Source organism: Paenibacillus sp. B46(2026) (assembly GCF_056786355.1).
The window spans coordinates 5,271,602-5,297,737 of record NZ_CM165907.1 but is presented as its reverse complement, the minus strand read 5'-3'; the positions used below and the strand labels follow the sequence as shown (position 1 = coordinate 5,297,737).

General features: G+C 47.9%; 23 protein-coding genes and 1 other annotated feature. All 23 genes read left to right on the top strand.

What is annotated here, in order from left to right; translation table 11 throughout:
* Positions 1 to 147: 147 nt before the first annotated feature.
* The 23 genes from yihA to minC all read left to right on the top strand — a co-directional run bounded on the left by yihA (position 148) and on the right by minC (position 26,134).
* Complete coding sequence (gene yihA / locus AC1S8V_RS23535) at positions 148 to 801, top strand: ribosome biogenesis GTP-binding protein YihA/YsxC (RefSeq protein WP_482070990.1); 654 nt, start codon at positions 148 to 150, stop codon at positions 799 to 801.
* A gap of 276 nt (positions 802 to 1,077) precedes the next feature.
* Positions 1,078 to 1,665: a non-ribosomal peptide synthetase module gene (locus tag AC1S8V_RS23530; protein WP_482070989.1), complete on the top strand. Its 588-nt coding sequence runs from the start codon at positions 1,078 to 1,080 to the stop codon at positions 1,663 to 1,665.
* A 336-nt stretch (positions 1,666 to 2,001) separates the two neighbouring features.
* The gene (speD, locus tag AC1S8V_RS23525) at positions 2,002 to 2,403 is read left to right on the top strand and encodes an adenosylmethionine decarboxylase (protein WP_482070988.1); all 402 of its coding nucleotides are present in this window, start codon (positions 2,002 to 2,004) and stop codon (positions 2,401 to 2,403) included.
* 342 nt (positions 2,404 to 2,745) lie between these two features.
* Complete coding sequence (gene hemA / locus AC1S8V_RS23520; protein ID WP_482070987.1) at positions 2,746 to 4,131, top strand: glutamyl-tRNA reductase; 1,386 nt, start codon at positions 2,746 to 2,748, stop codon at positions 4,129 to 4,131.
* Between the two features lie 14 nt (positions 4,132 to 4,145).
* Positions 4,146 to 4,973: a cytochrome c biogenesis protein CcsA gene (ccsA, locus tag AC1S8V_RS23515; RefSeq protein ID WP_458123843.1), complete on the top strand. Its 828-nt coding sequence runs from the start codon at positions 4,146 to 4,148 to the stop codon at positions 4,971 to 4,973.
* 5 nt (positions 4,974 to 4,978) lie between these two features.
* Entirely contained in the window at positions 4,979 to 5,629 is a 651-nt protein-coding gene (locus AC1S8V_RS23510; RefSeq protein ID WP_482070986.1) for a precorrin-2 dehydrogenase/sirohydrochlorin ferrochelatase family protein, read from the top strand.
* Positions 5,630 to 5,631: 2 nt separating this feature from the next.
* Positions 5,632 to 6,612, top strand: coding sequence for a hydroxymethylbilane synthase (gene hemC / locus AC1S8V_RS23505; RefSeq protein WP_482070985.1), 981 nt, complete (start codon positions 5,632 to 5,634; stop codon positions 6,610 to 6,612).
* Positions 6,613 to 6,616: 4 nt separating this feature from the next.
* Entirely contained in the window at positions 6,617 to 8,179 is a 1,563-nt protein-coding gene (gene cobA / locus AC1S8V_RS23500) for a uroporphyrinogen-III C-methyltransferase (RefSeq protein ID WP_482070984.1), read from the top strand.
* Positions 8,180 to 8,281: 102 nt separating this feature from the next.
* Positions 8,282 to 9,283, top strand: coding sequence for a porphobilinogen synthase (gene hemB / locus AC1S8V_RS23495; protein WP_017692601.1), 1,002 nt, complete (start codon positions 8,282 to 8,284; stop codon positions 9,281 to 9,283).
* Positions 9,284 to 9,309: 26 nt separating this feature from the next.
* Positions 9,310 to 10,614 carry a glutamate-1-semialdehyde 2,1-aminomutase gene (gene hemL / locus AC1S8V_RS23490; RefSeq protein ID WP_482070983.1) on the top strand — a complete coding sequence of 435 codons (1,305 nt, stop codon included), beginning with the start codon at positions 9,310 to 9,312 and terminating at the stop codon, positions 10,612 to 10,614.
* Complete coding sequence (locus AC1S8V_RS23485) at positions 10,611 to 11,510, top strand: RluA family pseudouridine synthase (protein WP_482070982.1); 900 nt, start codon at positions 10,611 to 10,613, stop codon at positions 11,508 to 11,510. Before hemL ends, AC1S8V_RS23485 begins: the two co-directional genes overlap by 4 nt.
* Before the next feature lie 374 nt (positions 11,511 to 11,884).
* Positions 11,885 to 13,429 carry a LysM peptidoglycan-binding domain-containing protein gene (locus AC1S8V_RS23480; protein WP_482070981.1) on the top strand — a complete coding sequence of 515 codons (1,545 nt, stop codon included), beginning with the start codon at positions 11,885 to 11,887 and terminating at the stop codon, positions 13,427 to 13,429.
* A gap of 156 nt (positions 13,430 to 13,585) precedes the next feature.
* Positions 13,586 to 13,867: a binding site (T-box leader), on the top strand.
* 60 nt (positions 13,868 to 13,927) lie between these two features.
* A complete protein-coding gene (locus AC1S8V_RS23475; protein ID WP_482070980.1) occupies positions 13,928 to 16,594 on the top strand; it encodes a valine--tRNA ligase in 2,667 nt (888 codons plus the stop codon).
* A 79-nt stretch (positions 16,595 to 16,673) separates the two neighbouring features.
* Positions 16,674 to 18,050, top strand: a complete 1,377-nt coding sequence (locus tag AC1S8V_RS23470) for a bifunctional folylpolyglutamate synthase/dihydrofolate synthase (RefSeq protein WP_482074565.1) — start codon at positions 16,674 to 16,676, stop codon at positions 18,048 to 18,050.
* 5 nt (positions 18,051 to 18,055) lie between these two features.
* Positions 18,056 to 19,426 (top strand): UDP-N-acetylmuramate--L-alanine ligase, encoded by a 1,371-nt coding sequence (murC, locus tag AC1S8V_RS23465; protein ID WP_488656669.1) that lies wholly within the window; start codon positions 18,056 to 18,058, stop codon positions 19,424 to 19,426.
* A gap of 117 nt (positions 19,427 to 19,543) precedes the next feature.
* Positions 19,544 to 20,767, top strand: coding sequence for an SPOR domain-containing protein (locus AC1S8V_RS23460; protein ID WP_482070979.1), 1,224 nt, complete (start codon positions 19,544 to 19,546; stop codon positions 20,765 to 20,767).
* 145 nt (positions 20,768 to 20,912) lie between these two features.
* Positions 20,913 to 21,155: a DUF4321 domain-containing protein gene (locus AC1S8V_RS23455; protein ID WP_047841183.1), complete on the top strand. Its 243-nt coding sequence runs from the start codon at positions 20,913 to 20,915 to the stop codon at positions 21,153 to 21,155.
* A gap of 94 nt (positions 21,156 to 21,249) precedes the next feature.
* Positions 21,250 to 21,861, top strand: coding sequence for a Maf family protein (locus AC1S8V_RS23450; RefSeq protein WP_091037560.1), 612 nt, complete (start codon positions 21,250 to 21,252; stop codon positions 21,859 to 21,861).
* A gap of 37 nt (positions 21,862 to 21,898) precedes the next feature.
* Positions 21,899 to 22,588, top strand: coding sequence for a RadC family protein (radC, locus tag AC1S8V_RS23445; RefSeq protein ID WP_145325270.1), 690 nt, complete (start codon positions 21,899 to 21,901; stop codon positions 22,586 to 22,588).
* Between the two features lie 183 nt (positions 22,589 to 22,771).
* Positions 22,772 to 23,806, top strand: a complete 1,035-nt coding sequence (locus AC1S8V_RS23440) for a rod shape-determining protein (protein ID WP_017692612.1) — start codon at positions 22,772 to 22,774, stop codon at positions 23,804 to 23,806.
* A gap of 185 nt (positions 23,807 to 23,991) precedes the next feature.
* Positions 23,992 to 24,864 (top strand): rod shape-determining protein MreC, encoded by an 873-nt coding sequence (mreC, locus tag AC1S8V_RS23435; protein ID WP_482070978.1) that lies wholly within the window; start codon positions 23,992 to 23,994, stop codon positions 24,862 to 24,864.
* Positions 24,864 to 25,397 carry a rod shape-determining protein MreD gene (mreD, locus tag AC1S8V_RS23430; RefSeq protein WP_482070977.1) on the top strand — a complete coding sequence of 178 codons (534 nt, stop codon included), beginning with the start codon at positions 24,864 to 24,866 and terminating at the stop codon, positions 25,395 to 25,397. Before mreC ends, mreD begins: the two co-directional genes overlap by 1 nt.
* 74 nt (positions 25,398 to 25,471) lie before the next feature.
* Complete coding sequence (gene minC / locus AC1S8V_RS23425) at positions 25,472 to 26,134, top strand: septum site-determining protein MinC (RefSeq protein ID WP_017692615.1); 663 nt, start codon at positions 25,472 to 25,474, stop codon at positions 26,132 to 26,134.
* Positions 26,135 to 26,136 lie beyond the last annotated feature (2 nt).

Below are 26,136 nucleotides of genomic sequence, written 5' to 3'. Positions count from 1 at the left end.
TCGAAAGGTTCGTATGAAGAGTAGACCGTTCTGCGGAGGCTTCGGCGTCCGCTGGAACGGTTTTTTTGGTATGATAGAACAATCCATGGCATAATACCTTCAACAGGTTATGCATAGCCCAGGCGTTCAAGAGAGGAAAGATACAATATGAAAGTAAATCAATCTGAATTTATTATCAGTGCCGTTCGGCCTGAACAATACCCCGAGGACGGTCTGCCAGAGATTGCTTTGGCGGGACGCTCCAATGTGGGGAAATCTTCCCTGATCAACCGTTTGATCAATCGTAAGAATTTGGCTCGGACGAGCTCAACACCGGGTAAGACACAGCAGCTGAACTATTATAAAATTAATCAGGATCTCTACTTCGTCGATTTCCCGGGATATGGCTACGCTAAAGTTTCCAAAGAGCAACGCTTTGCCTGGGGCAAAATGATGGAGAAATACTTGCTCGGACGTGAGGAATTGAAACTGGTCATGCAGATGGTGGATATGAGACATGAGCCATCCAAGGATGACAAAATGATGAATGAATGGCTTCGTCATAATGGATTGCCTTTGGTTGTCGTAGCAACCAAGATGGACAAGATTCCAAAAACGCGCAGAGCGAAACATATCAAAGTTATCAAGGAATCACTGGGTCTTCGTTCAGGGGATCTGTTTGTCCCTTTTTCATCCGAAGAGGGATTGGGCAAGGAAGAGTTATGGGATATCATTACCCGTCATGCACGCATAGATAAGTATGCACCAGAAGTACTGGAAGCAGAGAGCACAGCTGATGAGGAAGAAAACAACGAAAATTAACGAATGACCGAGATAGTATGCCGTTTTAGTGCGGGAAAGTGAGCATGCTAAGTGAATCTTTGATGAGATCAAGGATTAGTCCGGTTTTTTATGGAATTTCGTGAGAATTCATCATGTGGGCCCGGAGCAAAATAGCGTTATGGTAGTGTATAATGAGCATAGGCGCATGTTGCCAACAGTACCAAAATACCGGCGTTGCCGGCCTGAAGAATTTTGAGATGACTGCTACATGTGCAGGAAGGCAAAACAATCGGGGAAAGAATTGAGGAGATTTGTATGGCTCAGCGGTTAGCCACAGAGTATGTGAAGGCCACTATGAAATTGTCAGAACCCCAGATGCATCAGTTTTTGCGCATGACAGAAGACGGCAGGCTTCATCATCGAGTTAAGGTGTTGGACAATGGTTGTCAGGAGGTTGTATTGGGGGATGTGAGTGGAGAAGAAGTTCATTTCCCTTTTGACCGCATAGAAGGGTTTTATATCTGTGAGTTATCTTGCCGCCTGGTGAATCTGCATCTGACCAACGTTGTCCGTAAGCTCTTTATGACTTTTAAAGGTGACGGGGTCGTTCATCGGATCTATGAAGGGTTTACCATGACGTATGTTTATGCTCAAGGCACTGTCCGTAAAATTGTGGAGAAGACCGGGGAGAACACCCGAGTGATCTATGAATACAAAAATACGTTGCTTGAATTGCAACATCTGTTCCAGGCCCGGGATGTAGAACGCGAAATCAACCGTGTGTATGCCGAGATCGATTCACTGCTGGACACTAGAAAAGATGCGACTGCTGATCAGCTCCATCAGATTGATGAGACCCTTGCTCGTTATCAAAAACGGTTGTTTGAGCTTGAAGCTTATTAACCTGAAAGTGTATGTTTATACACGTATATGAATGCAATGAATTCCCTTGTTTCTTCCGGGCACAGGCACTTGCCAATGCGGAGGTTACAGGGGGATTTTTTGATGCGAGATAAAAATATTCCAAATTGAAATTTTTTATTTTACAATCTTCTGGAAAAGGGTTGCTTTCACTTTGATTCAATGTTATTTTTAATCTCGTTGAAAAGAATATAGGAACCAGGATTCACTCAGGACATTATATGTTGCGAGAGGATTTTCCCTCGGGAAGTGAATGACGTAGGTCCTAGCGGATGAAATTTTTCAAACATTTTATTCCTAGGAAGGGGGAACCGAAGGATGGAATATTCAACTTTCGGAAGACACGTTGCTGTTGACACTTGGGGTGTTGACTTTGATCTACTGAACAATGCGGAGTATTTGCAAGCCCAAATGGTTGAAGCAGCGGAGGCATGTGGTGCGACCGTAATGTCCGTACAGTCCAAGCAGTTTGATCCACAGGGAGCGACAGTGCTCGTACTATTGTCTGAGAGCCATCTCTCCATTCATACGTATCCTGAGAGAGGTTTTGCAGCGATTGATTGTTACACTTGTGGGGAGACCGTTGACCCGCAGCTCGCTATTGACTACCTGGTATCCGTATTAAAACCTGAAAAAACGTATGCAAAGAAGTTGGTACGTGGATTGGGCGAATTGCAAGTTGAAACACCAGAGATAAACAATCAGATTGAACTGGTGTAAAAAAGAAGTACATCACATGAACAATGTTCACATATCGGGATGGGCGCATAACCTCCCAAATTCTAATAGTCATGGAATAATTCCATGGCTATTTATTTTAATATCCCGATCGTTATGAATATTCATGATCAGCACATTTTAACGCATAACGGTGAACTTTGGTGAGACACTACAATAAATGACAGTGCATATGATGATGAACATGGTGATTTCATAAACATTTCATAAAAATGACCCGGTCACGGCTATGATGTGTGATATAATTAACCATGTCAATCATAAATGGATAGACATATGCAGTAAGCACTTTGATTGGAAATTTATTAGGCAGGTGAACTTGCAATGCACATCGTTGTCGTTGGTTTGAATTATCGCACGGCGCCTGTAGAGGTTAGGGAACGATTCACATTTGCAGAAAAGGACTTGTCTGAAGCGCTGCAGCAGCTCAAGCTGACCAAGAGTGTATTGGAAGGTGTAATCGTAGCCACATGTAACCGTACCGAGTTGTATGTTGTGGTGGACCGTCTTCACATGTGTGGTTATTTTATTCGAACATTCATGGAACAATGGTTCAATGTACCACGGGAAGAATTTACGCAACACTTATATATATATGAAGATGACCAAGCCATGCGCCATTTGTTCCGTGTCATCTGCGGACTGGACTCCATGGTCATTGGGGAGACTCAGATTCTTGGACAGGTGAAACAGGCTTTTCTGAAAGCTCAGGAAGAGAAATCAACAGGTACCTGGTTTAATAAGTTATTTAAACAGGCCGTTACGCTGGGCAAACGGGCACATTCGGAGACTTCCATCGGGGAGAGCGCCGTATCTGTCAGTTATGCTGCTGTTGAGCTCGGTAAGCGAATCTTTGGCATGTTCACAGACAAGAAGGTACTGATTCTGGGTGCCGGCAAGATGAGTGAACTGACCGTGAAACATCTCTATGCCAACGGAGCATCGGAAGTCATTGTGGCGAATCGTACGCTCGCAAGAGCCGAGGAACTGGCAGCCAAGTTCCGGGGAACCCCTTGTACCATGGAACAGGCAATCGCAAGGCTGAATGAAGTCGACATTGTGATTAGTTCCACTGGGGCGGAACGTTATGTTTTGGATGCTGGTGTAGTTCGGGAGAGCATGAAGCGTCGGCAATCGCGCCCACTGTTCCTGATTGATATTGCGGTTCCACGTGATATTGATCCGGCCATTGGTGAATTATCCAACGTATTTCTCTATGATATTGATGATCTGGAAGGAATCGTGGAGAGTAACCTGGAGATGCGTAAGGTGGAAGCTGCCAAGATTGAGAGAATGATCGAGCTTGAGATGGAGGATTATTATCATTGGCTCAAAACGTTGGGCGTTCGTCCTGTCATTCGCGCTTTGCAGGAAAAAGGTGTCTCCATTCATGAAGAAACGATGGATAGCCTGTTTAATAAACTGCCTGAGCTCGATGAACACCAACGTAAAGTCATTCGTCGTTTGACCAAGAGTATTGTGAATCAAATGACGACAGATCCGATTAACCGGATTAAAGAAATGGCAGGCACGAAGCAAGGTGATGAAGCTCTGCGCATGTTTACTCAGATTTTTGCTCTGGAAGATGCAGTAGAGATGGCTGCTGAAAAAGTAAATCAGAGTGATGCCACGGCTCTGGGCAAACCAGCCGCTCACCTTAACGAAAACCGGCAAGACCCCGTGCCGGCTTATGCTCCGGCAGGCGTATAAGGCGGGTGGGCAGCTTGACCCTTGCTGAACAAGTCTATGAAGCTCTAATCTATATGTATGCCCTGAGCCTACTGTTCTATTTCTCGGACTGCATTCGACGCAATGCGGGGGCGAAGCGGACAGGCACAGGGTTTCTTGTTGTTGTGTGGGGGCTACAGGTAACGCATGTCATTTTGCGGATGTGGACCGAAGGACATTTCCCCATCTACACCACCTTTGACTTTTTGTTTATATTTTCATTCAGTATTGTGTTGATGTCTCTCGCCATGACTCGCATCCAGCGTTCTGAATTTGTCATTCTGTTGCTGAATGTTGTAGGTTTTTCCGTTACTGTATTGAACCGACTGTGGTTCACGGCTGGTGAGATATCACTGCACAACTGGCAAACCGTTCATGGATTACTTATTATGCATATTACCTTGGCAAATCTCGGTTTTGCAGCGTTAACCGTTGGTACGGTATTTGCCTTGTTATATCTGTTCTTGCATCACAAGCTGAAGAAAAAAAAGTGGAATGATACGATGCGACGGCTACCCAGCCTGGAAGTGATCGGGAAGTACATGGATGGTGCTACTTTGATCGGGACACCGCTACTTGGTGTTTCTGTAATGCTTGCCGTATTATCCATTGTGGCGGAAACGCGCTGGAATCTGCTTTTGGATCTCAAAGTCATATCGACAGGTCTTGCCATAGCCATCTATGTGGGTTACTTCGTGTCCAAGAGAAGGAAACAGTTCTCCACGATTATCATGGCAAGATGGACACTGATCGGGTACGGATTTGTCATTATGAGTTTTTTATCCAATGCATATTCAGCGTTTCATCGTTGGACGGGAGAGTGAAGGGTATGGACCGCTACACGCCGATATTTGTGAATACTTCAGGCAAGAAGTGCTGCGTGGTTGGTGGTGGACGTGTTGCCGAGCGTAAAATAAAGGGATTGCTGCATGCCGAGGCACAGATTACGGTCATTAGTCCAGAGCTTACTCCCGTGTTACAACAACTGCATCATGAATCCCGAATTCAATGGATAGACCGGTCCTACCGCAATGGAGATTTGCGGGGGGCCTTTCTCGTATATGCAGCGACTGACCGTTCAGAGGTCAATACAACGGTGGTTCAGGATGCGGAGACCGCGGGCATACTGGTGAATGACGCGATGTCTTCGGAGCACAGCGGCTTTATTACGCCAAGCGTGGTCCGACGTGGGAGATTAAGCATAGCTATATCCACAGCAGGAGCGGGGCCGGCAGCAGCTGCTGAGATACGTGCCACACTCGAACGACAGTTCGGTGATGAGTACGAGACGTACCTTGAGTTTTTACACCAGATGAGGATCGAGGTGAAGTCACGCGTATCTTCTTCAAGTCTCAGAAGTACGTTACTCCGGCAGTTAACTGAAATGCACATATTAGAAGATATTCGTACAGGCCATTTCCGGTGGTGGACCGAAGAAGAAATCGGGGACTGGATATCCCGTAATCAGGAGGAAGTGTAGATATGCGTACAATTAAAGTTGGAAGTAGACAGAGCGCACTTGCGCTAACCCAGACAGGCCATGTCATTCAGGATTTACGCGACATTTGTAAGCGGGAAGGATTAGCTTTTGACTTTGAAGTACATAAGATTGTTACCAAGGGAGATCTCATTCTGGATGTAACGTTGTCAAAAGTGGGAGGCAAAGGATTGTTTGTCAAAGAGATTGAACAGGCGATGCTTGATCGTACGATTGATATGGCTGTGCATAGCATGAAGGATATGCCCTCCGAGTTACCTGAAGGATTAATCAATGGCGCTATTCCCCGTCGTGCAGATCCACGGGATGCACTGATCTCCAATGGTGGACTTACTCTGGATCAACTGCCAGAAGGAGCTAGAGTCGGAACAAGCAGTCTGCGCCGATCCAGTCAATTGAAGGCCTATCGTCCAGATTTGCAATTGGAATCGATTCGCGGCAATATTGATTCCCGTTTGCGGAAGCTGGAGACTGAAGGCTTCGATGCGATTATTCTGGCAGCTGCAGGATTGTACCGTATGGGATGGGAAGACCGGATCACAGAGTACCTGACCGAAACAGCTTGCCTTCCGGCAGTGGGTCAGGGCGCGCTTGGTATCGAATGTCGTGAAGACGATGAGGAATTGTTGCACTTGCTGCAGCTGTATAATGATCCGGAGACAGCATTTCCTGTACAGGCGGAACGCCGTTTTCTCAGTGTATTGAATGGGGGCTGTCAGGTTCCGATTGGTGCTCATGCGGTATGGCTGCCTCAGCAAGATGCAGATTCCCCCAAAGAAAAAAACACGTTACAATTAAATGGAGAAAATACGTTACAATTAACAGGTATGGTTGGTACACCGGATGGTGGACTGATTCTTAAGGAAGCTCTGACTGGCAAAGACCCGGTTCGTCTGGGAGAAGAAGTGGCTTGGAGATTGATCGAACGGGGAGCAGAGCAGATACTGGCAGAAGTTAGGGGATGAAGACATGGTGGGAAAGGTCTTTTTGGTAGGGGCAGGTCCTGGGGATGCAAAGCTGATTACGGTAAAAGGGTGGGAATCCATCGGTAAAGCCGATGCTGTAGTCTACGATCGTTTGGCAAGTCCGAGATTGTTGAAACAAATGAAACCCGGTGCGGTCAAGATTTACGTGGGCAAACGCCCGGATCGACATACGATGAAGCAGGAAGAGATCAATCAACTGTTAGTTGATCTGGCGTTGGAAGGTAAGGTTGTAGTTCGACTTAAGGGTGGCGACCCGACCATCTTTGGACGCGTGGGCGAAGAGGCGGGTTTGTTACACAAGAACGGAATTCCGTTTGAGATTGTACCTGGGGTAACCGCTGCGATAAGTGTGCCTGCGTATGCCGGAATTCCAGTCACTCACCGCGATTATGCGTCCTCCATCTCTATTATCACGGGGCATGAGAGTCCGGACAAGCTTGATCGCAGCATCCATTGGGATAAAGTGACGAATGCAACGGGCACACTTGTATTTATGATGGGGGTTGCCAAAATTGGATATATCAGCGAACAATTGATTCGTCATGGTCGTCCGGCGCAAACACCTGTGGCTCTGATTCGTTGGGGAACACGAGCGGAACAGGATACCATTACAGGTACCCTTGAAGATATAGAAGCGAAAGTGATCTCAGCCAACTTCCAACCGCCTGCAGTTATTGTGGTGGGGGATGTCGTCAATCAGCGGGAACAGTTGAAATGGGCAGAAGCGCTGCCGCTGTTTGGCAAACGAATTCTGGTGACCCGTGCTCGCAGTCAGGCGAGTGAACTGGTGAATCGTATCGAGGAACTCGGCGGGGAACCGTATGAGTTTCCGGTCATAGAGACGGTCATGCCGTCCAGTGAATCTGCCAAGCAAAGTGTCAAAGACGCCTTCAGTGCTTTAAATACCTATGACTGGGTATTTTTCACAAGTGTGAACGGCGTTGAGTTTTTCTTCCGCCATCTGGAACAGGAAGGCAAGGACATTCGCTCGATTCATCAAGCGAGAATTGCAGCCGTAGGACCATCCACAGCAGATGCTTTGCGCAAACATGGTATCGTAGCTGAAGTTGTCAAAGGCCCTTTCCAGGCCGAAGGCATGCTTGAGGCTTTTGAAAGCGAACTGAAGGAAGGCCAGAAAGTACTGCTTCCACACGGTGATCTGGCACGTACGTGGTTGCGTGACCAGTTGAGAGAACGAGGGCTTCAGGTCACCGAAGCCATCATCTACGATACGATCCTCGCTGGTGAGGATGATGACGAACTACTTAAGTTGCTTGAAGAAGGTGGCATTCATGCGGTGACCTTTACAAGTTCATCAACGGTTACCAACTTCATGAGTATGTTGAAACGTATGGGATTGCAAGATCCACTGCCTTTGTTGAAAGATGTGGAGGTTGCATGTATCGGACCTGTTACAGCGAAGACGGCAGAGGCCGCTGGACTAAAGGTTACACTGATGGCAGAGGAAGCAACGATGGATAGCTTGATCACAGTTCTATGCGACTGGAAACGGACAGGCATCAAGGAAGGCGCTCTTCGAAATTAATACACATGTAATCATGTCAACATATGAAGCGTGCTGAATTCGTTAGGATCCCAGCGCGCTTCCCTTTTTGCTCTATTTAAATTTCAGGGAGGTTTTACAAGTATGAGTTTTCCGATTGTACGGCATCGCCGTTTACGTCAATCCACAGGTATTCGCAATATGGTCAGAGAGACCCATCTAACCGTGGATGACTTTATTCAACCAATCTATGTGACGTATGGAGAAAATGTAAAATCTGAAATTAAATCCATGCCTGGCGTATTCCGTTTCTCGCTGGATCGTCTTCAGGAGGAAGTAACGGAAATTGCCGAGCTGGGAATTCCAGCCGTGTTATTGTTCGGTATTCCGGAGACGAAGGACAGTGTGGGTTCATCTGGCTTCGCTGAAGATGGCATTGTGCAGGAAGCGACGAGATTGATCAAATCCTGGTATCCAGAATTGCTGGTTGTTGCGGATACTTGTCTGTGTGAATTCACGGATCACGGTCACTGCGGTATGGTACACACCGTGGAGATTGACGGTCATATCTGCGGAGATGTGTTAAATGATGAATCACTGGATCTGCTCGTGCAAACGGCAGTGTCTCAAGCCAAAGCAGGAGCCGACATTATTGCACCATCCAACATGATGGATGGATTTGTACAAGCGATACGCGCCGGGCTCGATGAGAATGGCTTCAGTCACATTCCGATCATGTCCTACTCTGTAAAATACGCGTCGGCATTCTATGGTCCATTCCGTGAAGCTGCGGATTCCACACCACAATTCGGAGACCGAAAGTCGTATCAGATGGACCCGGCCAATGCACGTGAAGCTTTGCGTGAAGCCGAAACGGATGTGCTGGAAGGAGCGGACATGTTGATGGTAAAACCATCCCTTTCCTATCTGGATGTTATGCGCACTATCAAGGATCAATTTGATCTTCCGCTTGTTGCCTATAATGTAAGTGGCGAGTATGCCATGGTTAAGGCGGCCGCGATTCAAGGCTGGATCGATGAGAAAAAAGTTGCCATGGAAATCCTGCTCAGCATGAAACGCGCAGGTGCAGATATGATCATTACCTACTACGGAAAAGACGCTTCACGCTGGTTGGCTGAGAAATAAAATAAATTACATGAAGGAGGATATTCATGACTGCACAACAAGGTAATCGTCGCAATGATGAGCGCTCACGCAGCGCGTTTGAGGAAGCTAAGCAGTACATACCCGGGGGTGTGAACAGCCCTGTACGCGCATTCAAATCGGTGGGACTTACTCCGATCTATGCAGAACGCGGCGAAGGGTCCAAAATCTACGATATTGATGGCAATGTTTTTATTGACTATGTGGGATCATGGGGCCCACTCATTATGGGACATGCACACCCTGAAGTTGTAGAAGCTCTGCGTGAGACAGCCCTCAAAGGAACAAGCTTTGGTGCGCCTACCTTGCTGGAGACCGAGATGGCAAAACTGGTCTGTGAGCGTGTACCTTCTATCGATATCGTACGGATGGTTAATTCCGGTACGGAAGCAACGATGAGTGCCATTCGACTGGCACGCGGGGTAACCGGACGCAGTAAAATTCTGAAGTTTGAAGGATCATATCATGGACATGCGGACAGCTTGCTGATCAAGGCGGGTTCAGGTGTTGCAACACTGGGTCTACCGGATAGTCCAGGCGTGCCTGAAGGCGTAGCTGTGAATACCATTACGGTACCTTATAACGATCTGGAGTCCGTGATGCTTGCTTTTGAACGTTATGGTGAAGAACTGGCCGCTGTTATTGTAGAACCTGTGGCGGGTAACATGGGGGTTGTACCTCCGGCTTCCGGTTTCCTTGAAGGACTGCGCAGTTTGACGACGCAATATGGCAGCCTGCTTATTTTTGACGAAGTCATGACCGGTTTCCGCGTAGGGTTGAACTGTGCTCAGGGACGGTATGGGGTTACACCTGACCTGACTTGTCTGGGGAAAGTTATCGGTGGCGGACTCCCCGTTGGTGCTTATGGTGGTCGTCGGGATCTGATGGAACAGATTGCTCCTACGGGACCGATCTATCAAGCAGGTACACTAAGCGGGAACCCGCTGGCTATGGCAGCAGGGTATACCACGCTCAAATTGTTAACACCAGAGGTCTATGACCGTCTGGAGACACTGTCTGCACGTCTGCAAGCCGGATTCGAGAAAAATGCAGCTGAGACGGGTGTTGCGATAACCATTAACCGGGTCGGTTCCATGGTTTGTCCATTTTTCAGTGCCGTTCCCGTAACCAACTATGATATTGCCAAAGAAAGCAATCTGGATCAATTCCGTCGTTATTTTGCCGCCATGATTGATCAAGGTGTGAGTGTTGCACCTTCGCAATACGAAGGCATGTTTGTCTCTGGTGTGCACACGGAGCAGGATATTGACGATACGATCGAGGCGAATCGTAAAGCTCTTCAATCGCTATGACGATCAAAAGTTGGAAACGCCGCGGGGAATGGCTTGAGCTGATGCCAGGAAAAGCCGTAACCGGCAGCTCGGACAAACAGATGGCTACGGAGCAATGGTTATTGTCCGAGCTTCAGTTCCCGGAGAAACTGCTCCGTCAGCTGAAAGCAAACCGAGGAATACAACTTGCAGGGGACCGGCTTCGGCTGGCCCTTTTTGCATCCCAGCCGATTGATGTTGAACCACGCTGGGCTGATGTGGATGTGTTGTATGAGGATGATTTCTGTCTGGTTATGCACAAACCGGCAGGAATGAAACTGCATCCGGATGGAAGCCGTGCTGATCAGGCCGTTACGCTGGATCATGCGGTTGCTTCCTATTATGAAATGAATGGAATTCAGGCGAGTGTACGCCATGTTCATCGACTGGATGAGGATACAACCGGACCTGTCCTGTATGCGAAAAATGCTTTTGCCCTCGCCAAACTGGATGAAGCGATGCGGCGCAAAGAGATTGGCCGGCATTATGTAGCCATTGCAGGGGGACAACTCCCCCTTGAACTCCACAAAATTGATGCTCCGATTGGCAAGGACAGACATCACAAGCAGCGCAGACGTGTCTCGGAAGGTGGACAGGAAGCTGTTACCCATGTAGAGATCGTCAAAGTATGGAAACGAGCCACCCTTGTACGATTAAAGCTGGATACAGGACGCACACACCAAATTCGTGTACACCTGAGTTATGCTGGACACCCGCTTATTGGTGATGCCTTGTATGGAGGTAGAGCGGATGCCATTGGTAGGCAGGCGCTTCACGGAGAAGTGCTGAAGTTTAGCCACCCGTTAACTGGAGCTATGATTGAAGTGAATGACCCTTGGCCGTCCGATTTCACACAATTGGCAGAGCGAGAGAGTTAATTTATTAATACACTATATAAGTTTGACTGACTAGTTACACGAGAACGGAGAGGACAGAATAACGTGAAGAAGCGGAGCGTTCGCCTAAAAGCTTTCTGAAAGAAAGCTGCTTCGGAAGCATAAGCTATCCCCGGATTTTCCCTTTGAAGAAGGGAATCAAAAAAATCTGGGGATAACAGTGATCGGAAGGTTATTCTGTCATCGAAGTGGCTAGGTGCAACATTCTCTATTTCGCTTTATATAGCAAGGTTTTTCAAAAGGTGGCATGCTCATCTCATTCAAGGCATATAGATGGGGTAACGAAGGATTTGGACCATGGATCAGTCCCATGAGAAGGATCATGGTGAACATATGCCGAAAGGAGGACGCCACCTTTGTTGAATCAACCTTATGGTTTGCGGTTCGATATTTATGAGCGCGTTCATTTGTCTGAGGGAGTCCCTGCGATTGAGGAATTAGAGGAAATTGAACTATACCCGCGCATTCAAGTCATAGGGCAGGATGATCATGCCACGTTAAGAGGGCATCTTTTACTTACAGGTGCGTACAGAGGAGAGAACGAGACTTCAGAGGAGCTCAAACACTTCATTCCTGTGGAGATCACGGTGCCTCTGAACCGGGTCAGATCGATTGAGGATATTTCCATCGAAATCGAAAATTTTGACGTGGATCTGTTATCCAATCGAAGTCTGAACATTACAGGCGTGTTGTCGCTGCGAGGCATCGAGGGTTTTCCTGTTGAGGAGCCACAAGTGTGGTCAGCAGATGAGTTTACAGTTGTTCATTCACCTGATGCTCAGCAATCCAACCGTTCCGATGAAGCAGCACAGACAGGTAGCGATCCCAATACATTTGCACAAGAGTATCTGCTCCAGCGGAGTGAGGAAGAGAGACTTGCGAATGCAGCAGAACTTGCATATGGTGCCCCGGAATTCGCTGATCTGCAGGAATATGCGAATGCGTCTTCGGCCGATTCACTTCAATCTGAGGAGCAAAGTACGGAATACGCTAACGAAAACAGACAACCTGATGCAAACGAAGATCTCGCATCTCTGACAGCGGATGGAGATGAATTGGCATCCCATGAACAATACAGCGAACCTACTCCAATCTCGTCATTTATGGCTGAGACCGCTGATCGTTTAGCTTCTTACCCTGAGTCGGAACCATTGCTACCTCTGGAAGAAGAGTCTTCTGTGTGGTCTGAGCCTTCCGTGGATGCATTGCCTGCGAACCCGAGAAGTCCAGATCAAGAAACCTCTGAGCTGGCTGCACAATCATCTGATGAGTTGGCACCACAGAGTGTACCGGATGCACCGGATGTATGGCACTTCGAATCAGCAAGATCTGTACCTCAACAGGAGAACCCAGCCGTTGCCGATGTTCCGGTGGAATCACAGGCTGAGAACTGGCAGGGTGTATTTGCTTCGTCCGAACCAGACAATGCGGAGGAAGACCGGCCGTCCTTTGAAGCGAATGGGGTAGACGAGTTTGTGCAGAACGAAGCATTTGTTCCTGAACCTGTGGGGGAGACGGAAGACAAGCCGGAGCTTAAGGTTGCTTTTGGCAGCAAGAAAGAATCCGCACCACGGCAAGAAGAGGGCGTAGGTATCTCTTCCTTGTTATCCTCTGGCAGAGCGGCACGCGATGCTGAAGTGGAGCGAGGTGATGAGGTTCCTGCGGGTGTTGTGGTACAGGAAGAAACGTACCCTCCTGATGAAGTGGAGTGGAAGAATCTGTTCCTGGGGACGATCGTGGATCAGACCCCATTCCGCAAAGTGAAACTGTGTATCGTCCAGCGAGAAGATACACTTGATGCCATTGCAGATCGATACCAATTGAGCACGAGGGAACTTCAGTTGTATAACCGATTATCTGAACAGGTTGTGGAAGAAGGTCAGATATTGTACATTCCTTAATCCGTAGTTAAAAGCCTTCGTTAGGACCCGTGATCCCCTTGAGGATTACGGGTTTTTGCATGATTCGTCCTAAACCTGCATTCCAGCGCTCTTTTTCCGCTGTTGTCAGGTTGACTATCGCGCACGAGCAAGGTATGATGTGTGTAGGTTTTTTGAAGAACAACGTGGAACGGGAGTAGTAGACAGTATGACCTATCAGAGAGTGGAATTGTAGCGCTGTGAGATTCCGCAGGAACCAACTGATCGAAGTCGCCCGGGAGTTGCCTGTTTGAATACAAGGGATGAATGAGATTTATCGTCATTTATTTCTGAGGTAGGATGGGCCGGTCGCAGCCGTTATCTGCTTGAAGTGTCACGTCATGTACAGAGGGTGAAGTCTATCTCGCTGTCTGCGTGAAACAAAGGTGGTACCGCGAAAGCTAACCTTTCGTCCTTTGATGGATGAAAGGTTTTTTTTGTTTTTTTTGGCGAAGATGATAAGTAACGGAGGAATGACACATGTCTGAGGAAAAAAAATCAGCTGCAACAGAAATGCCGACCACTTACGATCCAAAGGCGGCAGAGGATAAATGGTACTCCACCTGGATGGAACGTGGATATTTCAAAGCCGGTCAACGTAAAGATGCCGAGCCCTACACGATTGTTATCCCACCCCCGAATGTGACCGGGATGCTGCACATCGGGCATGCACTCGATTTTACACTGCAGGATATACTGATCCGTACGAAACGGATGCAGGGCTATGATGCACTGTGGCTTCCGGGTTCCGACCATGCAGGCATTGCTACCCAAACCAAAGTGGAGCAGAAACTGCGTGAAGAAGGTCTGACGCGTTATGATCTGGGACGCGAGAAGTTTTTGGAGAAAGTATGGGACTGGAAAGATCAATATGCCACTACCATTCGTCAGCAATGGGGCAAAATGGGATTGTCGCTTGATTACTCACGTGAACGTTTTACGCTGGATGAAGGTCTGTCCCAAGCGGTTCGCAAAGTATTTGTTCAATTATATGAAAAAGGCCTTATTTACCGAGGCAAACGGATTATTAACTGGGACCCGGTGAACCGGACAGCTCTGTCCGACATTGAGGTTGAATATAAAGAGGTTCAAGGTCACTTGTACCATCTGCGTTACCCTCTCAAAGACGGAAGTGGTTACGTTACCGTGGCAACAACGCGTCCTGAAACGATGCTGGGCGATACAGCGGTTGCTGTTCATCCGAAGGATGAGCGTTATGCAGATATGATTGGTAAAGTACTTGTACTGCCTATCATCGGAAGAGAAATTCCAATTATCGCTGATGATTATGTGGATAAAGAGTTCGGAAGTGGTGCAGTTAAAATTACGCCTGCGCATGATCCGAATGACTTTGAAGTAGGTCTTCGTCATGATCTGCCTCAAATTACGGTCATGGATGAGAGCGGCACAATGAATGCTGAGGCCGGCAAGTATCAGGGACTGGATCGCAGTGACTGCCGCAAGCAGATTGTTGCTGATTTGCAAGAGCAGGGCGTATTGATCAACATTGAGGATCACACGCATCAGGTTGGACACAGTGAACGTACCGGAGCCATTGTTGAACCGTATCTCTCTACCCAGTGGTTTGTTGAGATGAAGCCACTTGCAGAGAGAGCGATCCAGAAGCAACAGAGTGGCGAAGGGGTTAATTTTGTTCCAGACCGTTTTGAGAAAACCTATCTGAACTGGATTGAGAACGTTCGTGACTGGTGTATTTCCCGTCAACTGTGGTGGGGACATCGTATTCCTGCCTGGTATGATGAGGAAACGGGTGAAATCATCGTATCTGCTGAAGATCCGACAACGCTGCCAGAGAATGCTGGCCGCAAGCTCAGACAGGACGAAGACGTACTCGATACTTGGTTCAGCTCCGGCTTATGGCCGTTCTCCACACTGGGCTGGCCGGAAGATACAGAAGACTTGAAACGTTATTATCCGACAAGTGTACTTGTGACAGGGTATGACATCATATATTTCTGGGTTGCACGTATGATTTTCACTGCATTGGAATTCACCGATGAGATTCCGTTCAAGGATGTGCTGATGCATGGTCTTGTCCGTGACGCAGATGGACGTAAAATGTCCAAATCACTGGGCAATGGTGTAGACCCGCTGGATGTGATTGAGAAATACGGCGCAGATGCAATGCGTTACATGATCTCAACCAGCAGCACGCCAGGTCAGGATTTGCGTTTCCGTTGGGAGCGGGTGGAGCAGGCTCGTAACTTTGCCAACAAGATCTGGAATGCTTCGCGCTTTGCATTGATGAATCTGGAAGGATTCACCTATGAGGAACGTGACATTAGCGGAGAGCTTGGCACAGCGGATTATTGGATTTTGCATCGTCTGAACGAAACTTCCCGCGATATTACGCGTCTAATCGAAGCGTATGAATTTGGGGAAACGGGTCGTGTGCTGTATAACTTTATCTGGGATGACCTGTGTGACTGGTACATTGAGTTTGCTAAGCTGTCCTTCTACGGGGAAGATCCGATTGCCAAGAAGAAAACACAATCCGTGCTTGCTTATGTGCTGGATCAGACCATGCGCCTGATTCATCCGTTTATGCCATACATCTCCGAAGAGATCTGGCAGCATCTGCCGCATGAAGGTGAGACCATTACGCTGGCAGCATGGCCGGTATATGATCCTGCTCTCGAGAATCCAGAGGCTGTTGCCGAGATGAACCTGCTCATGGATACCATTCGTGCAGTTCGAAACATTCGTGCAGAAGTGAACGTGCCGATGAGCAAAAAGATCGAGTTGATGGTCAAAGCAAATAGTGCTGAGACGTCCAGCATCATTGAGCGTAACAGTCACTACATCAAACGTTTCTGTAATACGTCCGAATTCGATAGTGGGCTGGAGCTAAGCTCACCGGATAAGGCAATGACTGCGATCATTACGGGGGCAGAGCTATACTTGCCACTGGCAGGTCTTATTGATATCGAGCAGGAAGTGGCTCGCCTGGAGAAAGAGTTGCAGAACCTTGAGGGCGAAGTACTCCGTGTGGAGAAAAAGCTGGCGAATGAAGGCTTTGTAGCCAAAGCTCCTGCGAAGGTTATTGAGGAAGAGCGCGCCAAGCAAGCAGATTATTCCGATAAACGGGATAAAGTGATTGCACGTATCAAGGAACTGAAAGGTTAAATATATCTGGGTCGGATGGAGAGCTATTATGCCATCCGGCCGCTTTTTTCAATCAAACTCGGGACCGAAGGTGAATCAGATGACGCAATTAGACGGGACAGATGCAGCAGCTCCTTTACTTACGTATAACGAGGCCGTGGACTGGATCAATGGCCTTATTCCTTTTGGCATTCGACCTGGATTGGAACGAATCGAGAGTCTGATGTCCATGTTGGGCAATCCACACCAACGTCTTAAATTTATTCATGTCGCGGGAACGAACGGTAAAGGTTCGACTTGCGCTTTTTTGACGTCAGTGCTTCTTCAGGCTGGATATGATGTGGGCACCTTTACGTCCCCTTATATCACCAAGTTTACAAACCGTTTTCAATACAACGGTGAGGATATTCCCGAAGAGATCCTGCTCAAGTTCTCGAATCGGTTGCGCCCACTGGTCATGGAAATGGCCTCCACTCCGCTTGGATCACCAACGATGTTTGAGGTGTCCACGGCTCTCGCGCTTCTGTATTATGCAGAAGAGTGTTACCCTGACGTTGTGGTATGGGAGACGGGGCTAGGGGGAAGGATGGACGTAACGAATATTGTTGCACCTGTTGTGTCCGTCATCACCAACATTGGTATGGATCATACGGATGTGCTTGGAGATACAATTGAGCAGATTGCCTGGGAAAAGGCAGGGATTATCAAGCCGGGAGTACCTGTTGTGACCTGCGCGACTCAACCCGAAGCTGTGAAGGTAATTCAGGAGAAAGCACAGCAGCTTCAATCAAGCGTGTATTTGGCTGGAGATCAATTCTCTTATCATAGACTGGACAGCAATGAGAACGGACAATCTTTTCATTTTACAGGCCCGTTTCGCGACCTGGACGTTCGCATAAGCATGCAGGGTTCACATCAATGTGACAATGCAGCGGCCGCACTAATGGTGCTTGAATTGCTCAGACAATACATGGCATTTATGCTGGATGATAACGATATTGCACTTGGACTGGAGAATGCCTTCTGGGCAGGGAGATTCGAAAAAGTCGTCGATGAACCTCGAATTGTGCTCGATGGAGCACATAATCCGGAAGGGGCAGAGTCACTGGCCAAGAGCATTATGGATGTCTATCCTCACAACAAGTTAATTTTGATGATGGGTATGTTGGCAAATAAGCATCACGAAGCGTATTTGCAGCATATACTGCCACTAGTGGATACGCTGATCCTGACCGAGCCAGATTTCCGACGCAAAATGGATGCAGCCGAATTGCTGCAGATTGTCGAACGGGTACGTCCCGCCATTGCGAAGCAGAAACTGGAAATCATCGTCGAGCCCGAATGGGCAAAGGCACTTGATCTATTGAAGTCACGGACGGAAGCGGAAGATCTGGGGGTGGTCTCCGGCACACTGTACCTGATTGCGGATGTGCGGGCAGCCCTTTTGCATCAAACCGATTCTGAAAAAGGTTGGTGAAAGTTTTGTTAAATACATCGGAACACGTTCATTTTATAGGGATTGGCGGATATGGCATGAGTGCCATCGCAAGAGTTATGCTGGAAATGGGGTATACCGTTACCGGATCGGATGTCGCTTCACAGGAGTTGACCGAGAAGTTGGCAGCCAAGGGAGCGAAAATATATATCGGACATACGGCAGAGCACGTCACTGGAGCAGACCTGGTTGTCTACTCTACGGCAGCGCCTGCTGATAATGTGGAACGGGTAGCAGCGGCAGAGCTGAACATTCCGATTCTGCATCGTTCCCAGATGCTTGCACGTTTGTTGAACGAACGTAAGGGCGTGGCTGTGGCGGGAGCTCACGGTAAAACAACCACCTCATCCATGATTGCACTTGTTATGGATAAATGTGATACGGACCCGACATATATCATTGGCGGAGAAATCATGAATGTGGGCACCAACGCCAAAGCAGGCCAGGGAGACTGGGTTGTCGCTGAGGCGGACGAGAGCGATGGTTCATTTTTGCAGTACCATCCATGGCTCGGTATTGTAACGAATATTGAGGCAGATCATCTGGAGAATTACAACAGTGATTTTGAAGAACTCAAAAAGGCTTATGTGCAGTTCCTGAGCCAGATTCGTCCGGAAGGAACAGCCATTGTGTGTTCTGACGATGAGAATGTTCAAGCGATTTTGCCAGAACTCAAGTCACGGATCACGACTTATGGTATTGACCATGCTGCGGATTATACAGCTACGGATATTGTACTGGGCGATCGCCGGATCTCCTTTACGATGAATCATCAGGGCACTGCTATGGGCACGGTGGAGTTATCGGTTCCAGGTAAGCATAACGTTTATAATGCGATGGCTACCGTGATCACCTGTCTGGAAGCCGGTATTCCATTTGAGAAGATTGTGGCGGCTATCATCCAGTTCCACGGAGCCAAACGCAGATTCCAGGTATTGGGCGAGGCGCGTGATATGCTGATCATCGATGATTATGCTCATCACCCTACCGAGATTGAAGCGACCATTAGTGCGGCCAAAGCAACGGGCAAGCGCATTATTGCGGTATTCCAGCCACAGCGTTATACGCGGACGTTCTTTCTGCTGGATGCGTTCAGTCGTGCTTTCGCGGAAGCGGATGAGGTGCTTATTACGGATATCTATTCTCCTGCGGGCGAAAAACAGATCGAAGGGGTGCACTCAGCCAGACTGGTTGAACTGATCGTTCAAAACAGTAATGCTTCTGCGCGTTATCTCCCAACGAAAGAAGAAGTTGTAGCTGATCTGCAGCATCGTCTGCAGCCAGGAGATCTTGTGATCACGATGGGCGCAGGTGATATTTGGAAAGTCGGCGATACCCTTGCCAAAGGATTGAAATAAATCAATTCAGAAAGCGCCTGTCTTCGATAAGAAGCAGGCGTTTTTTTGCGTTGAATGGAATGTCTTCTCCCGTCTCTGCATATAGCTGATATAAATGGGACAAAGGAGAGGGTACGGGTGAGTAATGCTAGAATGACGTTTCGCTTCGGGGATCATGAGTCGGACAAGCCTGAAAATAAGAGGATTTCCGCGTCCAGTCCATTGGTGACGTTGAGTGAAGAATTACCGCACAATCATACGCTAACGCCTAAGAAGCTGGATACAACCCCGTCTTGGACACCAGAGGATATCCCCGGAGACTGGGGAGAGACGGTGCTGACAAGCTCTACTGTACCTGACCCTGAACAACGGATGAGCCTTGATTCTAACTTGGATGAGGCCCATTATCTTGGGAACCGATCAGGTTACGGTTATCATACTCACATAGCAGATCCGGAGGAAGAGCGTCGCGATCTGTCCAATACGCATGATGATCAAGGACACGACTGGCTTGTAGATTCCGAGAACTATTCCTATAAGAGAAATCGCCCTCCAAGGGGCTGGAAGATGATTGGCTCTGTTACCGGGGCGCTCGTTACGGGAGCACTATTCGGCATGGTCATTCTTTCATTTTTTAATAAAGAAGGAGCCGCGAAGCCAGGTGAACTTCTTCCCGTCAATCAGGCGGTTTCCACCGTGGCTGGTCAGGAGGGGACTGCAGGAACAGAGCAGCAGCTTCAGGCAGCTGCGACTGGCAACACGTATTATGCACTTCAATACGGCGTCTTTAGTTCACCCGAACGAGCCGAACAGGCCAAGCTTGAATTGGCTCAAGCAGGTATAGCCGCAGGTTCTGATCCTGAAGATGGTAATCGGGTATATGCGGGTATTTCAGCTGATCGTGAAGAGGCAAAGCTACTTAGCACCAGACTTAAAGCTCAGGGAGTCGAACTGTACGTCAAGGAGATCGTGAACCCTGAGATCAATCCGGCCATATTCGGTGGCAAGCAAGAGGATGTACAGCTCTTCTTTACAAACAGTTCTGCACTAATCGAACAACTATCTACCTTGTCCATTCAGCAACTGGGACAGTCTACCCCAGTAGCAGTCCCAACAGAAACGATGACCGCGATTCAGAATAAGCACGAGTCATGGTTAACCGGTTTGAATAGTCTTTCACCCGGCCTGACCAGAGAGGTACAACCTATTATTGGCGGAATGGAGAAATCGATGAACCATGCAATTACGGCTATCGCGGAGTACAATAAAAACCCGGATGATGTGCACATGTGGTCTGTACAGTCCGATCTGATGGAATACGTACTGCAGCAGAAAAAATGGCTTGAAGCGATAAAGCAGTAACATGCTCTTTCCCATAACAACGCTTGGAAATACCTGTCCGGCAAGGAACTGGAAATAGTTCCCCTTGCCGGATTTGTGTTTGTATTGACGTACAAAACCCCGTATAATAATGTGGGTGTCAAAAAATGGCGAGGGAAGATTACCGATGAAAAAAAACTTCGGCATGTTATTGCTGTTTCTGCTGCTCGGCTGGATGGCCGGAGCGTGGATCGCCAAGGCACTGCAGCCTGTTAAGGCAGTAGCCTTTCTTACGAAAGCCACGACCATACGTTGGTCGCCGCAGGCTGATCTGGATATTATCAGTTATGATATTTCACTTCAATTTCAAATGAGCCTTCTGAGTCTGATCGGTATGATTGCCGCTGTGTGGCTGTATCGCAGACTGTAGGAGAATGACGAGTTATGACGAAAAAAATTAAACCAGTGACATCTATTATCGTGATCCGGACAGGATGTTGCCGTGGCATAAGGAGCCGTTCATTTTGGATAACACACAACAGCGCCCTATTATTCTGGCCTCCACATCGCCTCGGCGCAAAGAACTGATCGCATCACTCCACCTAGCGTTTGATGTAATACCAAGTCATGCCAATGAAGATACACCACCAGAGTGGACACCTGAACAGACGGTACAGGAGCTTGCTTTGCGCAAGGCGCTTGCCGTGTATCGCGGGCTTGAAGGCCGCGAGCAGGAAGCCATTATTGTTGGTAGTGACACCGTTGTTGTTCTGGATGGTGAGATTCTAGGCAAACCCGTAGACGAAGCGGATGCTGAACGTATGTTATCCCGGTTGCAGGGCCGTGTACATCGGGTGTTTACAGGTGTCGCTTGTATTGATGCGGGCAATGGACAGTCATTAGTTCATTACCGCCAGACCGATGTAACGATGAAAGAACTTTCGGATGCGACCATCCGTGCCTATGTGCAGACAGGAGAGCCTTCGGATAAGGCAGGATCTTATGCCATTCAGGGCATCGGCGCTTCACTGATCGACCGCATTGAAGGATGTTATTTTAATGTGGTTGGCTTGCCGCTATCCTTGCTAAGTGATATGTTGGACGGGTTCGGCGTACATGTGTTGCCACGAACATGAATGAAGCCAAATGTTGTGAAATGAAAAGAGGGAACATATGGAGTCGCCTCAATATATGATGCGCGACATCCCCCAGGAAGAACGCCCGAGAGAACGCATGATGGAATACGGGGCGGGCGCCTTGAGCCATGCTGAATTGCTGGCAATTTTACTTCGAACAGGCACAAGACAGGAATCCGCGGTGCATATGGCACAGCGGATTCTGGCCGAAGCGGGTGGTATTCGCTCGTTGATGGATTTGAGTCTGGAAGAACTGACCGCGATGAAAGGGATCGGCAATGCCAAGGCAGTGCAATTGAAAGCCGGCATTGAGCTGGGGCATCGAATTGCCAAGAGCAGACTTATACAGTCGACTTCAATTCGTACACCGCGTGATGCAGCCGATATCCTAATGGAACAATTGCGTTACTTGCAGAAAGAGCATTTTGTGTGTCTCTTTCTGAATAGCAAAAATCATATTATTGCCCAGGAAACACTCTCCATGGGCAGCCTTAACGCTTCGATTGTACATCCGCGTGAAGTGTTCCGGGCTGCCATCAAATGCAGCAGCGCATCGATTGTGTGCGCACACAACCATCCGAGCGGTGATCCTACGCCCAGTCCGGAGGATATCCAAATAACCAAGCGACTGATTGAAGCAGGCGCTATTGTCGGCATTGATGTGCTTGATCATATTATTATCGGAGATGGAACGTATGTAAGTTTGAAGGAGAAGGGCTTAGTATAATATAATGGTTGGCGTTGATGTTTTCCTATGAGTGTTAACGGCGTTGTCCGTAAAAGATAGGTTCACTTTACAAATGCAAAAAAACAAATGCGAATATTAGCTCCACGTGTTGCGTGGGAATGAAATTATTACGCTCTGGATCAGAATAGAGCGGCTATATGAGGCAGAAAAGGAGATTATGTTATGTTTGGTGGTTTTACGAAGGATTTGGGTATTGACTTGGGGACAGCAAATACGTTGGTTTATGTACGAGGAAAAGGAATTGTGGTGCGCGAACCTTCGGTTGTCGCTATACGGACAGATACTAATAGCATAGAGGCAGTAGGTGAGGCTGCAAAAAAAATGATTGGACGTACACCAGGTAACATTCGTGCCATTCGTCCAATGAAAGATGGCGTTATTGCCGATTTCGATACAACGGCAACGATGATCAAATATTTCATCCGTGAGGCGCAGAAACAACGCTCCATGTTCCAGCGTCATCCAAACGTGATGGTATGTGTACCATCCGGGATTACTGCAGTAGAACAACGTGCGGTTGAAGATGCAACAAAACAGGCTGGAGCACGTGAAGCCTATACGATTGAAGAGCCTTTTGCAGCTGCCATTGGTGCAGATCTGCCTGTATGGGAACCAACGGGTAGCATGGTTGTCGATATTGGTGGCGGTACAACGGAAGTGGCTGTCATCTCTCTTGGCGGTATTGTAACAAGCCGTTCGGTTCGTGTAGCGGGTGACGAGATGGATGAATCCGTGATCCAGTACATCAAACGTCAATACAATCTGATGATCGGTGAGCGTACATCGGAGCAATTGAAGATGGACATCGGATCAGCAATGCCACTGGAGCAAGTAGAGACGATGGAAATTCGTGGACGCGACCTCGTTACAGGTCTGCCGAAGACGATTACGATTACTTCCGACGAGATCAGCGAAGCGCTGGCTGATACAGTGAATGCAATTGTTGAAGCGGTAAAAGTAACACTGGAAAAATGCCCGCCTGAACTTGCTGCCGATATCATGGATCGGGGTATCGTTCTTACCGGTGGTGGGGCGTTGCTTCGCAACCTGGACAAACTTCTGGCTGGTGAGACAGGCATGCCTGTCATTGTAGCTGAGAACCCGCTGGATTGTGTAGCGATCGGAACAGGTAAAGCGCTAGAGAATATTCATTTGTTCAAAAGCAGAAGCAGTTCGGCAGTTCGTTCCAAACGTTAATAGGTATTTGCCTAACTTGGCATAGCGACTAAGTGGCAAGATATCTTTATAGAGGACCCGGTTAACCCCGGGGATGAGCTATTACCCGCTTAACAGGGGAGGATCAGCTGATATTCTCGCAGGGACTACAGGTCTGACAGTCTCCCCGCCGGGCATGGCTCGGAAGAGAATATGGATGTTAGAGGGTGTTCGAACTGTTTAAACTGCTAGGCAACAAAAGACTTTTTGTTTTGCTGGTGGGCCTTGTTACATTTATCGCGTTAATGGGCTTTACGCTCAGTCCGCGAACCACTCTATCCTGGCCGGAGAAATTCCTGAAGGATTCAGTTGGATTTGTACAATACGTATTTTACAAGCCCGCTTCCTATGTAGCGGGCTTTTTCAAAGATGTAGCGAACATGCGTACGGTATATCAAGAAAATGAAGAGCTTCGCATCGCGATGGGTCACTATACCCGGGATCGGCTGAAGTACAATGATATGGAACAGGTGAACGAGCAGCTTCAAAAAGCACTGAATTTCACGGAAGAACAGAAAAATCGGTATAATTACGGTTCACGAATTGCTCAGGTTATCAGTGCCAATTCGGATCCGAACAGCAGAACCATTAACATTGATATCGGTGAAAATGCGGGAATTAAGCCGGGGATGGCCGTTACCTCGCAGGAAGGGCTGGTTGGCGTGATCAGTCATGTCAGCTCATATACATCAACGGTTAATCTGTTAACGTCGATGGACGCCAATGATCCGACATCCAATGCGATTGCAGCAACGGCAGTAGGTAAGGAAAAAGTATTTGGTATGATTGAGAGTTATGATCCGAAGACAGGCATGCTCAAGATGACCAAGATTTCAGAGGATTCTAACATCAAAGAAGGTGATGAGATTATCTCCTCCGGAATCATCAATAACTTTCCAAAGTATATGCGCATTGGGGAAGTGAAGAGTGTAGAGAAAAGTGAATATGGTTTAACAAAAACAGCTACAATTGACCCATATGCAAGCTTCCTTGACTGGAAAGAACTGATTGTCATTATTCCGCCTGAGGTAAAAGAGTAATGGTGACGCGCAAGCAAGTCTTGTTCCTGTTACTATTCGTTTTGTTCATTGCGGAAGGCACGATTCTGCCGCTGCTCATTCCTTCCGGCTGGCACATGCGTATTGCTGCCAATCTGGTCTATATCGCAATTTTGTTTATCGCTGTATATCACCATCGGCACACGGCGTTAGTGCTCGGCATATTATTTGGACTATTACATGACGTCGTATTCTATGGCGAGATGATTGGACCTTACGGATTTTCAATGGGTTTATCGGCATACATGATGGGACTCATTTTTCAAGCACCGCGTGCACCACTGCCGGTGATGGTGTCGGTTGTCATTTTGGGAAGTCTGCTTAATGACACCATGCTATTCTTCCTGTACAAGCTCTTCCAACTTAACCACGTGACCTTTGACTGGGCGTTGATTGAATACATGATTCCTAATTTGTTCATTCATTTTGTGTTTGCCTTGATCATTTATGTCCCGCTTCGGAAACAACTGGAGCGGATCGGCAAGAGACGGAGCAAGACAGAAGAAGCTTCCTGAATACATTTATGGAGCGCAAAGCAGGAACTTGGGGCCCCGGGCACGAAATGTAATGAGATGGGAGGGACAGGCTTATGACGGTAAAATCGAATCACGTAACGATTAAAGGCATCCGAGACGGCCTGGTTTTCCTGTTGGACGATCAATGTGAATTCGAGGAATTGCTCTATGAGCTCCGCTATAAGCTGGAACACAGCCATCAAAATATTTTGACCGGACCAATTGTTCATGTGGATATCAAGTTGGGTGCCCGCGAAGTGACAGAGGACCAGAAAGAAGCAATCCTCGATATATTGAAGCAAAAAGGGAATCTGCTTATTCGATCCATCGACTCACCTGCACTCCAACCGGAGGTTAAAGGACCGCCGCCGATTGTAACCATGTGTGGTATGGTGCGTTCAGGTCAGGTGCTTCATCATGAAGGAAATCTCCTGTTTCTTGGGGATATCAATCCGGGGGGCACAGTGACGTGTACCGGAGATATATATGTGTTGGGTTCACTCAGAGGTATGGCTCATGCTGGAATTGGCGGGGACGAGGAAGCGATCATTGCCGCTTCGGTATTTGCACCGACGCAGCTGCGGATTGCGGATATCATCAGTCGTCCTCCCGATGAATGGGAGAGCCGAGAGACCGGAATGGAATTTGCTTACTTACAGGACAATCAGATGCAGATCGACAAGATGAGCAATATCGTTCGGTTGCGCCGAGATTTTAATGTGTTTAAAGGAGTGTAGCT

Bases quoted from the DNA above. Each gene is read 5' to 3' on its own strand.
- radC (WP_145325270.1), top strand. From the start codon at position 21,899: ATGGAGTCGCCTCAATATATGATGCGCGACATCCCCCAGGAAGAACGC.
- AC1S8V_RS23485 (WP_482070982.1), top strand. From the start codon at position 10,611: ATGACGATCAAAAGTTGGAAACGCCGCGGGGAATGGCTTGAGCTGATG.
- yihA (WP_482070990.1), top strand. From the start codon at position 148: ATGAAAGTAAATCAATCTGAATTTATTATCAGTGCCGTTCGGCCTGAA.
- AC1S8V_RS23530 (WP_482070989.1), top strand. From the start codon at position 1,078: ATGGCTCAGCGGTTAGCCACAGAGTATGTGAAGGCCACTATGAAATTG.
- AC1S8V_RS23510 (WP_482070986.1), top strand. From the start codon at position 4,979: ATGGACCGCTACACGCCGATATTTGTGAATACTTCAGGCAAGAAGTGC.
- AC1S8V_RS23455 (WP_047841183.1), top strand. From the start codon at position 20,913: ATGAAAAAAAACTTCGGCATGTTATTGCTGTTTCTGCTGCTCGGCTGG.
- hemC (WP_482070985.1), top strand. From the start codon at position 5,632: ATGCGTACAATTAAAGTTGGAAGTAGACAGAGCGCACTTGCGCTAACC.
- hemB (WP_017692601.1), top strand. From the start codon at position 8,282: ATGAGTTTTCCGATTGTACGGCATCGCCGTTTACGTCAATCCACAGGT.
- AC1S8V_RS23475 (WP_482070980.1), top strand. From the start codon at position 13,928: ATGTCTGAGGAAAAAAAATCAGCTGCAACAGAAATGCCGACCACTTAC.
- cobA (WP_482070984.1), top strand. From the start codon at position 6,617: ATGGTGGGAAAGGTCTTTTTGGTAGGGGCAGGTCCTGGGGATGCAAAG.
- minC (WP_017692615.1), top strand. From the start codon at position 25,472: ATGACGGTAAAATCGAATCACGTAACGATTAAAGGCATCCGAGACGGC.
- AC1S8V_RS23470 (WP_482074565.1), top strand. From the start codon at position 16,674: ATGACGCAATTAGACGGGACAGATGCAGCAGCTCCTTTACTTACGTAT.
- mreD (WP_482070977.1), top strand. From the start codon at position 24,864: ATGGTGACGCGCAAGCAAGTCTTGTTCCTGTTACTATTCGTTTTGTTC.
- speD (WP_482070988.1), top strand. From the start codon at position 2,002: ATGGAATATTCAACTTTCGGAAGACACGTTGCTGTTGACACTTGGGGT.
- AC1S8V_RS23440 (WP_017692612.1), top strand. From the start codon at position 22,772: ATGTTTGGTGGTTTTACGAAGGATTTGGGTATTGACTTGGGGACAGCA.
- hemA (WP_482070987.1), top strand. From the start codon at position 2,746: ATGCACATCGTTGTCGTTGGTTTGAATTATCGCACGGCGCCTGTAGAG.
- hemL (WP_482070983.1), top strand. From the start codon at position 9,310: ATGACTGCACAACAAGGTAATCGTCGCAATGATGAGCGCTCACGCAGC.